Raw genomic sequence first — 11,367 nt, 5'->3', positions numbered from 1 at the left:
GAGATGGCTGTCCCGCATCAATTTCTCGAATTCCGAGCGATGGGATCCGTCTGCGCGATCCGGGTCCATCAAGGTTTTCTCGGCGTATCCAGGGTTCGCGAGGCGGTAAACAGGGCCGCCGCAGAAGTGATCCGTGTGGAGAAGCGCTACTCGCGTTACCGCGCAACGAGCGTGCTGTCGCTCATCAATGCGCGCGCAGGACACCGCGAGCCGGTTGCCATCGATGCAGAGACGGCCGGTCTGCTTCGTTTCGCCGGTCAAATGCATCAGCGAAGTCAGGGTCTGTTCGACGTGACCTCAGGGGTGTTGCGTCGCGCATGGCGATTCGACGACGGCAAGTTGCCCTCTTCGCAGGAACTGATGCCTCTCCTTGAACGCGTGGGCTGGCAGCATGTGGAGCTCACCGACACCCATGTGCGTCTTTCACGGGTGGGAATGGAATTGGACTTTGGTGGTTTCGGCAAGGAATACGCGGCGGACCGGGCGGCCTCTCTGCTTCAAGACGCCGGTTTGAAGCATGGTTACGTGAACCTGGGCGGCGACATCCGGGTGCTGGGGCCTCAACCCGACGGATCGGCCTGGTCGCTCGGCATAGCACATCCGAGACGTCCGGGCACCTTGGCGTGTCGAATCGGACTCACCGGCGGCTCGCTGGCCACCAGTGGCGACTACGAGCGATTCATGGAGGTGGAGGGGCAACGCTACTGTCACATCTTGAATCCGATGACGGGCTGGCCAGTGAATCACTGGCAGTCCATGAGCGTCATCGCGCCATCCTGTTTGGCGGCCGGTGTGATGAGCACCGTGGCCATGCTGATGGGCGACCGTGCGGCTGCGTTTCTCTCGGAGCAAGGCGTCAGTTGGATTGGCATCGATGCCAGCGGCGCCCCGCATGGTTCAGGCTCCTCCCCGTGAGCCTCTCCAGGATCGGGACTACAACGCATCCTGCGAAGGCAGGTCGGAGCCTGTGAAACTCGCCGATCAGATCGGTGAAGACAGCCCTCGTCGATCCGTCCGAGGGAGTGGCTGCGCTTTCAGCGAGAATCGAGCTCACTGAATTCAGACGCCGCAGCGACTGGCGCAGCCTGCAGCTCGTCGACCGCCCTCACGCGCGGTATCGACACGCACAGGTCTCGGAACTGGCTGAACGACCGCCCCGGCAGTTTCAAACGCGGGACGCTCCGGAGGCTTCGAAACGAGACGTCCCCCTCTTCCAATCAATAGGTTACGGATCCCATGAAGTTCGCCACCTGGAACGTCAACTCCCTGGCCGTGCGCCTGCCGCAACTGCTGGACTGGCTGAGCGCCAACCCGGTGGACGCGATCGTGCTGCAGGAAACCAAACTCACCGACGACAAGTTCCCGCAGCAAGCGCTGCAGGAGGCCGGCTATCAGGTGCAGTGGTTCGGCCAGAAGACCTACAACGGGGTCGCGCTGATCAGCCGCGAGCCCGCCCAGGACGTGGTGAAGAACATCATCGGTTATGCCGATGAGCAGGCCCGCGTCATTGCGGGCACGGTGGCCGGCGTGCGGGTGATCGGCGCCTACTTTCCCAACGGGCAGGCGCCCGACAGCGACAAGTTCGTCTACAAGATGGCCTGGCTGGACGGCCTGCGCGCCTGGGTGGCCGACGAACTGAAACAGCATACCCAACTGGTGTTGATGGGCGACTTCAACATCGCTCCGGAAGACCGCGACGTCTACGACCCGGTCGCCTGGGCCGGCCAGATTCATTGCACCCCGCAAGAGCGCGAGCACTTCAAGGGCCTGCTGGACATCGGCCTGGTCGACGCCTTCCGCTTGTTCGAGCAAGCGCCCAAGAGCTGGAGCTGGTGGGATTACCGCAACCTGGCCTTCCGCAAGAACCAGGGCCTGCGCATCGACCACATTCTGGTGAGCGAGGCACTGCGCCCACGGGTCACCGCCTGTGTGATCGACAAGCTGCCCCGCAAGAATGAGCGCCCCAGCGACCATGCGCCAGTGATCGTCACCCTGGATTGAGGTAATCGGCGATCGGGCGGCCATTTCGCCCACCACGCCGTCGGTGGCCCGCCTCCAACGGACGTCGTCATCACCCGCTATTCTTGGCGGCTGGTCACCCTTCAGGAGTTCCGATGAGCGAGATCCCGTCCGCCCCCCAGCCCACGCCCGATGAAGTGCTGGCACAGTGGCAGGCCGAGGCCGCCGCCGCGCGGGGCCGGATGCGTCGCGACCATGGCGTCGCCTCGCCCGCGGATGTGGCTGGCCTGACCGGCATGGAACAGATGCAGGCCCTGCTGGACGGCCGCTTCCCGCCGCCGCCCATCGCCGACACCATGGATTTCACCCTGGTGTCGGTGGGCGCTGGGGAAGCCGTCTTCCAGGGCACGCCCAAGTTCCGCCACTACAACCCGCTGGGCACTGTCCACGGCGGCTGGTTTGCAACCTTGCTGGATTCCGCGCTGGGCTGCGCCGTGCACACCACGCTGGCGCCCGGCCGCGGCTACACGACGCTGGAGTTGAAGATCAACCTGGTGCGTGCGCTGCATGACCGTGTGCCGCTGGTGCGAGCGATCGGTCGGGTGCGCCATGTCGGCCGCCAGATGGCCACCGCCGAAGCCGATCTGATCGGTCCGGACGGCAAGCTCTATGCGCACGGCAGCACCACCTGCCTGATCTTCGACGCGCCCCCAAGGCCTGCGGAAGGCTGACCCGCCGGTCCGACGCTCCGCGGACATCCCACAGCGGTCACCCCGTCGACCGTGGTCAGCGGTCACCCCGTGGTGAGGCGGACGTCCCGAGGACCGCACCTCCCCTCACCCAAGCTCCCCCAGACGCAGCAGTGGCCGGATGAACCGGCCACGGCAACGTCGCGAGGTCGCGAGGTCGCGACGTCATGAAACGAGCGGATCACCTACCAGCCGTCAACCGACGGCTGGTCCGCCCGATCAGGCGCGCAATGCGCCGGCCTCCCGGGCCAGTTGGGTGATCCGGGCCCAGTCGCCCGCCTTCACCGCATCCGCCGGCGTGAGCCAGGAGCCACCGCAGACCTTCACATTTGGCAGCGCCAGGAAATCGGGCGCGGTCTGCGGCGTGATGCCGCCGGTCGGGCAGAAGGCCACGTCCGCGAACGGACCGGCCAGTGCCTTGAGCAATTGGGTGCCGCCCACCGCCGTGGCGGGGAAGAGCTTCAGGAAGCGGTAGCCGGCGTCGGCGGCCATCATGACCTCGCTGGCGGTCGAAACACCGGGCAACAGCGGCAGGCCTTGGGCCTCGCAGGCGCGCGCCAGTTCCAGGGTGAAGCCCGGGCTGACGGCAAACCGGCTGCCGGCCTGCTTGGCCGCCGCCGCATCCGCCGCCGTGCGCAAGGTGCCCGCACCGACGATGGCCTCCGGCACCTCACGGGCGATGGCGGCGATCGCGTCCAGCGCCACCGGCGTGCGCAGCGTCACCTCCAGCACCTTGACGCCGCCAGCCACCAGGGCGCGTGCCAGCGGGACCGCGTCCTCAACGCGATCGATGACGATGACGGGGATCACCGGGCCGTGCGTGGCCAGGCTCAGGGTGTCCAGGGGAGTGCTCATGCGAATTCCTTGTGGCAATGCGATGAATGCGATGCGATGCGATGCGATGAATGCGGTGCGGCGCAGCGCACCGATGCGGGGACGGAGGTCGGAAACGATGCGGTCGCGCGGGCCACGGGCCTCACAACCAAGTCACCGCGCCCTCTTCCGCCGTGGTGACGTTGCGGCGCATGCCGGCGAACAGCTCACGGCCCATGCCGGCGCCGTTCTCGGCCACCGCCTCGGGTGTGATCACCGCGATGTCGCGGGCCGCCCAGGTGGCGGGGTCAACCAGCGCCGTCAGCTCACCGGTGTTGGCACAGACCCGCACCACATCACCGTCGCGCAATTGCGCCAGCGGTCCGCCGGCCAGCGCCTCAGGGCTCACATGGATGGCGGCCGGCACCTTGCCGGAGGCGCCGCTCATGCGGCCGTCGGTCACCAGCGCCACCTTGAAGCCCTTGCCCTGCAGCACCGCCAGCGGCGGCGTCAGCTTGTGCAGTTCCGGCATGCCGTTGGCCTGCGGGCCCTGGAAGCGCACGACCACGACGACATCGCGCTCCAGCTCGCCGGCCTTGAAGGCCGCCTGCATCGCTTCCTGGCTGTCGAAGATCCGGGCCGGGGCTTCAATCGTGTGCCGGTCTTCCGGCACCGCCGACACCTTGATCACCGCACGCCCCAGGTTGCCGGACAGCAGCTTCAGGCCGCCGGTGGGCGAGAACGGTGCCGCGGCAGTCCGCACCACCGCATCGTCGCCGCTGTCGGCCGGCAGGTCGGTCCATTGCACCGAGCCATCGTCGGCTCGATGCGGCAGGCGGGCGAAGGCGCTCAGGCCTTGGCCAGCCACAGCGGTCAGCACGTCGCCATGCATCAGGCCGGCACCCAGCAGTTCGCGGATCACGAAGCCGGGACCGCCTGCGGCCTGGAACTGGTTCACGTCCGCGCTGCCGTTCGGATAGACCCGGGCCAGCAGCGGCACCACGGCCGACAGATCGGAGAAGTCGCTCCAGTCGATCAGGATGCCCGCCGACCGCGCCACCGCCACCCAGTGGATCAGGTGGTTGGTCGACCCGCCGGTCGCCAGCAGCGCCACCATCGCATTGACGATGGTGCGCTCGTCGACCATGCGGCCGATCGGCGTGTAGTCGCGTTGGGGAATGATGCGCAGCGCCTGGCTCACCGCCTCGCGGGTCAGCGACTCGCGCAGGCCGTCATGCGGATGGACGAAGGCCGCGCCCGGCACATGCAGCCCCATGGCTTCGAGCAGCATCTGGTTGCTGTTGGCAGTGCCGTAGAAGGTGCAGGTGCCGGCGCCGTGATAGGCCTGGGACTCGGCTTTGAGCAATTCCTCGCGGCCGACCTTGCCCTGCGCATACAGCTCGCGGACCTTGGCCTTGTCATTGTTCGACAGGCCGGAACTCATCGGTCCCGCCGGCACGAAGACGCAGGGCAGATGACCGAAGTGCAAGGCGCCGATCAGCAGGCCGGGGACGATCTTGTCGCAGATGCCCAGCAGCAGTGCGGCATCGAACACATCATGCGACAGCGCGATCGCGGTGCCCATGGCGATGGTGTCGCGCGAGAACAGGCTCAGCTCCATGCCGGGCGTGCCCTGGGTCACGCCGTCGCACATCGCCGGCACGCCGCCGGCGACCTGCGCCGTGGCGCCCTGGCGGTGGACCTCGTCGCGGATCAGCGATGGGTAGCCCTCATAGGGTTGATGCGCCGACAGCATGTCGTTGTAGGCGGTCACGATGCCCAGATGCGGCGCCTTTTCCGCCACGATGCGCAGCTTGTCGTTGGCCGGCATCGCGGCCACCGCATGGGCGACGTTGGCGCAGCCCAGGCGCTGCACGCCGCGCTGGCGGCCCGCCATGCGTTCAATCAGATCCAGATAGCGCTCGCGGCTGGCGGCGCTTCGCGCGCGGATGCGGGCGGTGACGTCGAGTAGCGTCTTGTTCATGCCGACTGCTGATGTAACTCAGCCAGGGTTTGATTGGTAACCATATTACACGCTCGTCCGCCGTTCTTCGGGTGGCATTTCCGGGTACGAGAGAGTTACAAGTGGCAAATCGCCCGCCTGCGGCTCACCCGTCGGCGAACGGTGTGCGGCATTTCACCTGGTTACCCGGCGGTCGTCTCGCGCCGGCGCTTGTGGCAGCATGATGAACTTGTTTCCGCCACTGCCGATCTCCCCCACGATGTCGAATGCGCCCGTCCTCGATCCGCTCGCCGATGCGCGGCTGGAGGATCTTCCCGCCCACAGTCGGCAGTGGTATGACCAGATCCGTGAGCAATGGGATCGCGAACAGGGGCTGATGCTGTTCGCCTACGGCTCGTTGATGTGGAACCCCGGCTTCGATCCGACCCAGACCGTGGTGGCCAAGGTGCGGGGCTATCACCGCGCCCTGCGCCTGCGCTCCCTGGTCAACCGAGGCAGCGCCGAGCAGCCCGGCTTGGTGATGACGCTGCTCTCCGGCGGCAGTTGCCGCGGCCTGCTCTATCGGGTCTCGCCCGAGCGCAGTGAAGCCACGTTGCATCGGCTCTGGCTGCGGGAGATGGTGGTGGGCACCTATGTGCCACGCTGGCTGAGCTGCCATTGCGAAGATGGTGAACGCCGCGCGCTGGCGTTCACGCTGTCGCGCCGCAGTCCGGGCTGGGTGGGCGAGCTCAGCGACGATCGCTTGCTGCACATCCTGCGTCACGCGCACGGCCGCTACGGCACCACGCTGGATTACCTGCAGCGCGCGGTGACCTGCCTGCGCGAGCACGACATCCGCGACCGCGCCCTGGAGCGCCAACTCGCACTCGCTCGCTCGAACGGCTTGTAGGCACGGGTCCAGTCGATCGGAGGTGGCGGGCCTCGGCGCCACGGGTCGGTCGAGCGCGCACCCTTACCCCGCTCACGGCTTGGCCGTCGGCAACGGCCGGTAAGGATCGACAGGGATCAGCTGCGGTCAAGGCCGCGACACAGGCCCGGACAACCTGCACCCGATTTGTCCATCGCGGCGCGGGTCAGGCGTTGGCAGCGTCAGGCTGCATCGGCCCGCCGAAGCGGCGGATCAACCGAGCAGGTTCATCCTCGCGCGCTGTCCCGAGGCGCCGGCCGGGGCGGTCGGCGCCGACGGATCCGCACCGCGCAGGCGCTGCAGATCCTCCACCGTGTCCACGTCGATCAGCACGCCGGGATCGTCCACCTCCACCGGCTGCGAAGGAAAGCGCGCCAGCAGGCGACGCGCGCCCTCGTCGCCCTTCAACGCGGCGAGTTCGGAGAAGAGTTCGGCGCTGAAACCGACCGGATGGCCGCGTCGCCCGCGGTACTGGGCAAACACGATCGGGTCGTCCGAGAGGGCCTGCGCCACCGCCAGCAGGGTGTCGGTGCGCAGCATCGGCATGTCCGCGGGCAGGATCAGCCAGCCCGGCGCGTCCCCTGTGGCGGCGACACCGGCCGCGATCGAGTGGCCCATGCCCACCGGCATTGGCCGCCCGAGGCGGTCCTGGTCGGGCAGCACCAGCATGTCGCGGGCGGCCACATGGGGACTCACCAGCGGCGCCAGCGCGGCGGAGGTCACCACCACCAGCGGCAGTTCCGATGCGATCGCCTGGCGCAGGGTATGCGCCAGCACGGTTTCCTCCCCCACGACCTGTTCCAGCTTGTGACCTTCCCCGCGAAAGCGTTGGCCACGCCCAGCCGCGAGCACGACAACAGCGGGTCGTCGCTGATTCATTCGTACTTCCTTCAGGTTGAAACCCTCGCTGCTTCCGGTTCTTCGCCCGGTGCAATGCAGCATGCCTGCCGTCCGGCGATCCTCACACCCGGAGTTTCACGACTGGGAGCTTTACTTAAGGATTCGCCCGATACTCCGGGGCTATGGACAAACTCGCTGACCTGCGCAAGAGCTACGAGCGCGATGAACTCGACGAACACCAGTCGGCCTCCGAGCCGCTGCTGCAGTTCCAGCAATGGCTGCAGCAGGCGCTGGACGCCAAGGTGCCCGAACCCAACGCGATGACCCTGGCCACCGTGGGGCCGGACGGCCGACCGTCCACCCGCATCGTGCTGATCAAGGACATCGATGCGCGCGGACTGGTCTGGTACACCAATTACGACAGCCGCAAGGGCCGGGAACTGGCCGCGCATCCGTTCGCCGCGCTGCAGTTCCACTGGGTGGAGCTGGAACGCGTCGTGCGGATCGAGGGCCGTGTCGAGAAGGTCGATGCCGCGCAATCGGACGCCTACTTCGCCTCCCGACCGCTGGACTCGCGCCTGGGCGCATGGGCCTCGCCGCAAAGCCAGGTCATCAGCTCCCGCGCGGTGCTGGTGGCCAACGCGGCCAAGGCCGCGGCCCAGCACGGCCTCAGCCCCAGCCGCCCGCCGCATTGGGGGGGCTATCGGCTGGTGCCGGAGCGGTGGGAGTTCTGGCAGGGTCGTAAATCGCGTTTGCATGACCGGCTGGTGTATCGGTTGGAAAACGGCGTCTGGTTGAGGGAGCGCTTGGCGCCGTAACCCTGGACCGTCAGGCGGCATTGTTGAAGAAGAAAGGGGCGCTCCAGGCGCCCCTTGGTTCGTGTGTTCGCACCGTGTGCGGTGTCGGTCGATGTCGATGTCGATGTCGATGCTCTGGCAGCGGCTCGCGCCAAAGTCTGGCGCCTTAGCGACAGTCCGTTGCCGGATCGCCTGAGGGTGATCCATCGGAGCACGGTGGGCGTGCCGTGGGATCGCCATCGCGCTCCAAACCCGGCGCCCATGAGGGCCGCACGAGTCCCCAACGAACGCAGCAACGCAGAGCGCAGAGCGCAGAGCGCAGAGCGCAGAGCGCAGAGCGCAGAGCGCGGAGCGCGGAGCGCAGAGCGCAGAGCGCGGAGCGCGGAGCGCAGAGCGCGGAGCGCGGAGCGCAGAGCGCAGAGCGCGGAGCGCGGAGCGCAGAGCGCAGAGCGCGGAGCGCGGAGCGCAGAGCGCGGAGCGCCGAGCACCGAGCACAGAGCACAGAGCACAGAACGCGGAATGCCGAAGGACCGTCGACAGTCCTTCGGCGGCACCCTGCTTAGAACTTCACCTGCATCCCTGCGAACAGGCTGCGACCGGGCAACGGGGTCAGGTCACGGATGGTCTGCACGCTGCTGGCGCTGTAGGCCAGCTTGTTGGCCAGGTTGTCCAGCTTCAGGTACCACATGGCATCCAGACCGGCGAGGTCGAAGTGGCGCGCCACATTCAGGCGCAGGATGCCGTAGCCCGCAGTCGGTGTGTCCAGCGCGGGCACCCGGTCCTGGCGCAGCGCGCCTCGCAGCTCGGCCTGCAGCAGCCACGGACCGCTCGCGGCCTGCAGCGACACGCTGCCACGCACCGGCGCCAGGCGCGGCAGCGCCTCATGGGTGTCGAGGTTGGTGCCACGGACGATGTCCAGCGTCGTGCCCAGGCTCAAGTCCCACCCCGCCACCGACGGCAGGGGCTGATGGCCTTCCAGTTCCACGCCGTGCATGCGGGCGCGCACGCCGGTATAGGCGTACTCGGGGAAGGTTTCGCCGTCCTCGTCGATCTGGCGGCCGGTGGCATCCAGCGCGAGGTAGTTGGAGAAGCGGGTCTGATAGACCTGCACGCTCCACTTGGCCTCACCCTGCTTCCAGTGCAGACCCAGGTCCACCGCCTTCGCCTTCTCCATGCCCAGGTTGAGGTCGCCCACTTCGTAGGCGCCCGAGGCCACGTGCACGCCGTTGGCGAACAGCTCGTAGAAGGTCGGCGCACGCTCGCTGCTGCTCACGCTGCTGGACAGGCTGAAACCGCTGCCCAGTTCAACGGCTCCGGACAGCGACAGGCTCTTCGGGCTGAAGCGGCGCGAGGTCGGCGCACCGAAGCGGTCTTCATCGCCACCAATGGAGGAGACCGTCACCCGTTCGCTGCGCGCGCCGGCCTGCAGGCTCCAGGGGCCGGCCTTGAACTGCTCGATCAGGAACAGAGCGTTGTTGCGGGTGGTGGTGTTGGGCACCAGCGCCTCTTCGCCCAAGGCGGAGAAGTCACTCTTCTCCCATTGCCAACCCAGCACGCCTTGAACCGGACCCCAGGGCGTCTGCAGGGCCGCATGCTGGGCCTCGATCCGGCCGTCCTTGCCGTCGGACTCGAACACGGTGCCGACCGCGCCGTCGCCCTCCACTTCCTGGTGCTTGTAGCGGCTGCTCGCGAACTGCCACTGCAGGCGCGTCAGGCCGGGCATCACATCCCGCCACTCGCCAGCGGTCGCCAAACGCTGGCGCTGCATCTGGATGCGGACATCGGGCTCCACCGTCACCCCGTAGTCGTTGTGATAATCCTCCACCGACACGCCGGCATAGCCCTGCGAGAACAGGAACGAGCCGCCGAGCGCGCCGCTGCGGCTGTGGGCGTCGGAATTGCGGACACGCGTGCTGGAGCCATCCTCGCTCTCGAAGCGCGGCACCCGCTGGTCGTCGGCCCGGCGATCGGCCGCATCGGCATGCCAGGCGAATTGCGAGGTGCCGCCATCCAGCACCACCGCGCCGCCGCGCTCATTCGACGCGCCGCCCAGTCGCACCTCGGCCGCGCCGTTCAAGCCGGGCTGCGCCAGTCGAGGAATGCGGTTGTCCATCGCATTGACGACGCCACCGATGGCATTGCCGCCGTATTGCAGCGCTGCGGCACCGCGCAGCACCTCGATGCGGGTCAGCACCAGCGGATCGATTGGCAGCGCATGGTCGAAGCTCAGACTGGACGCATCGACCGACGCGCCGGAGTTGCTCAGCATCCGGACCCGATCGCCATCCAGCCCGCGCAGCGTGGGCCGGTTGCTGTTGGGACCGAAGTAGGTCGAGCCGACGCCGGACAGGCCCTCCAACGTGTCGCCCAGGCTGGACCCGCGCTTGAGGGTGAGCGCATCGCCGCTGAGGGTCTGCACCGGCGCGACCAGATCGCGCTGGCCCAGCGGGTTGCCGGTGATGACCACCGCTTGCAGCGTTTCCTTGCGCTTGGGCGCGGCGCCGGCCTTGGCGTCCGATCCAGCCGACCCTGCGGCTGCTGAAGTCGCAGCATCCACAGCGGCTGGGGCCTCAGCAGACGCCGCGCCCGCTGCCGGCGCCTCCTGGGCCCAGGCGGACGCACCGCCCAACGCCAACGACAGCGCGACCGCCTGCGCCAGCCGGCTGCGCCGGGCCACGCCGGCAGCGCTCATCGACCGGGCGGTGTCGACACAACGGGTGGAGAAGGACGCCGAGGGAGCGGCAGCAGCGAAGGACGACGCCACCGACGAAGCCACGACATGGAGGGACGCCGAAGCGCTGATTTGATTCTTGGACATGAACACTCTCGCAGGCGCAGCGTCCGCGCTGCCCGTGTCGCGGTCGATCTCGACCGGGACACGGTGCAGCCGACTGGTCGACCCGATTCGCCGCAGGATCGTTCCGCGATCCGCATGCCGACGACCGGCCGACGCTCTCTGCGCCATCAATGACAAGGGGGTGCCCCGAGGGGTGCGCATCGGCGCGGCACGCAGGACGCAGGCCTCGGCCCCTGCTCAGGCAACGCGGCCGGTGTCGGAGGGCCCTTGTCGATGGCGCCTTGCTCCCAGCAATCACTGGCGCAAGGACGGACAACGACAGGGCGCCGCCAACCCGGGCAGCAGGCCATGAAGGGAGCGAAGCGGTGCGCCCCGAAGTCCACCCGGAACGCTGGCTGCAAAGCCGACGTCCAGCGGTGGCCTCTGTGCCGTCGCCTGCAGCGGACCAGCAGCCCACCTGAATCAACGCTGAGACAGCGCAGGGCCAGGGGGAGCGATCGCGCCTCGGAGGCGGGCAGATCCCAACGGGGATCGAGGGAGCG

General features: G+C 68.0%; 9 protein-coding genes. 5 read left to right on the top strand and 4 right to left on the bottom strand.

Features of this window, described 5'->3' with window-relative positions; translation table 11 throughout:
• Positions 1 to 3 precede the first annotated feature (3 nt).
• The 3 genes from N4261_RS10785 (at position 4) to N4261_RS10775 (ending at position 2,690) form a co-directional block, all read left to right on the top strand.
• Entirely contained in the window at positions 4 to 915 is a 912-nt protein-coding gene (locus tag N4261_RS10785; protein ID WP_261760145.1) for an FAD:protein FMN transferase, read from the top strand.
• A 321-nt stretch (positions 916 to 1,236) separates the two neighbouring features.
• A complete protein-coding gene (gene xth / locus N4261_RS10780) occupies positions 1,237 to 2,001 on the top strand; it encodes an exodeoxyribonuclease III (protein ID WP_261760144.1) in 765 nt (254 codons plus the stop codon).
• A 200-nt stretch (positions 2,002 to 2,201) separates the two neighbouring features.
• The gene (locus tag N4261_RS10775) at positions 2,202 to 2,690 is read left to right on the top strand and encodes a PaaI family thioesterase (RefSeq protein ID WP_261760676.1); all 489 of its coding nucleotides are present in this window, start codon (positions 2,202 to 2,204) and stop codon (positions 2,688 to 2,690) included.
• Between the two features lie 237 nt (positions 2,691 to 2,927).
• Here the strand turns inward: N4261_RS10775 and N4261_RS10770 are convergent, their stop codons facing one another.
• Together N4261_RS10770 and edd are read right to left on the bottom strand one after the other, a co-directional pair.
• Entirely contained in the window at positions 2,928 to 3,563 is a 636-nt protein-coding gene (locus tag N4261_RS10770) for a bifunctional 4-hydroxy-2-oxoglutarate aldolase/2-dehydro-3-deoxy-phosphogluconate aldolase (protein ID WP_261760143.1), read from the bottom strand.
• Positions 3,564 to 3,684: 121 nt separating this feature from the next.
• Positions 3,685 to 5,505, bottom strand: a complete 1,821-nt coding sequence (gene edd, locus N4261_RS10765) for a phosphogluconate dehydratase (RefSeq protein WP_261760142.1) — start codon at positions 5,503 to 5,505, stop codon at positions 3,685 to 3,687.
• 238 nt (positions 5,506 to 5,743) lie between these two features.
• Between edd and N4261_RS10760 the strand changes: the two genes are divergently transcribed.
• Positions 5,744 to 6,373: a gamma-glutamylcyclotransferase gene (locus N4261_RS10760; RefSeq protein WP_261760141.1), complete on the top strand. Its 630-nt coding sequence runs from the start codon at positions 5,744 to 5,746 to the stop codon at positions 6,371 to 6,373.
• A gap of 231 nt (positions 6,374 to 6,604) precedes the next feature.
• On the opposite strand, the gene N4261_RS10755 is transcribed toward N4261_RS10760, so the two are convergent.
• The gene (locus N4261_RS10755; RefSeq protein ID WP_261760140.1) at positions 6,605 to 7,270 is read right to left on the bottom strand and encodes a nucleotidyltransferase family protein; all 666 of its coding nucleotides are present in this window, start codon (positions 7,268 to 7,270) and stop codon (positions 6,605 to 6,607) included.
• A 143-nt stretch (positions 7,271 to 7,413) separates the two neighbouring features.
• Between N4261_RS10755 and pdxH the strand changes: the two genes are divergently transcribed.
• On the top strand, positions 7,414 to 8,049 hold the full coding sequence (gene pdxH / locus N4261_RS10750) for a pyridoxamine 5'-phosphate oxidase (RefSeq protein ID WP_261760139.1): 636 nt from the start codon (positions 7,414 to 7,416) through the stop codon (positions 8,047 to 8,049).
• Positions 8,050 to 8,587: 538 nt separating this feature from the next.
• Here the strand turns inward: pdxH and N4261_RS10745 are convergent.
• The gene (locus tag N4261_RS10745) at positions 8,588 to 10,846 is read right to left on the bottom strand and encodes a TonB-dependent receptor (protein WP_261760138.1); all 2,259 of its coding nucleotides are present in this window, start codon (positions 10,844 to 10,846) and stop codon (positions 8,588 to 8,590) included.
• Between the last annotated feature and the right edge of the window lie 521 nt (positions 10,847 to 11,367).

The sequence above is a fragment of the Roseateles amylovorans genome (genome assembly GCF_025398155.2).
GTDB lineage: Bacteria > Pseudomonadota > Gammaproteobacteria > Burkholderiales > Burkholderiaceae_C > Roseateles > Roseateles amylovorans.
The sequence above is the reverse complement of the archived record's forward strand: the minus strand, read 5'-3'. Positions and strand labels throughout refer to the sequence as shown.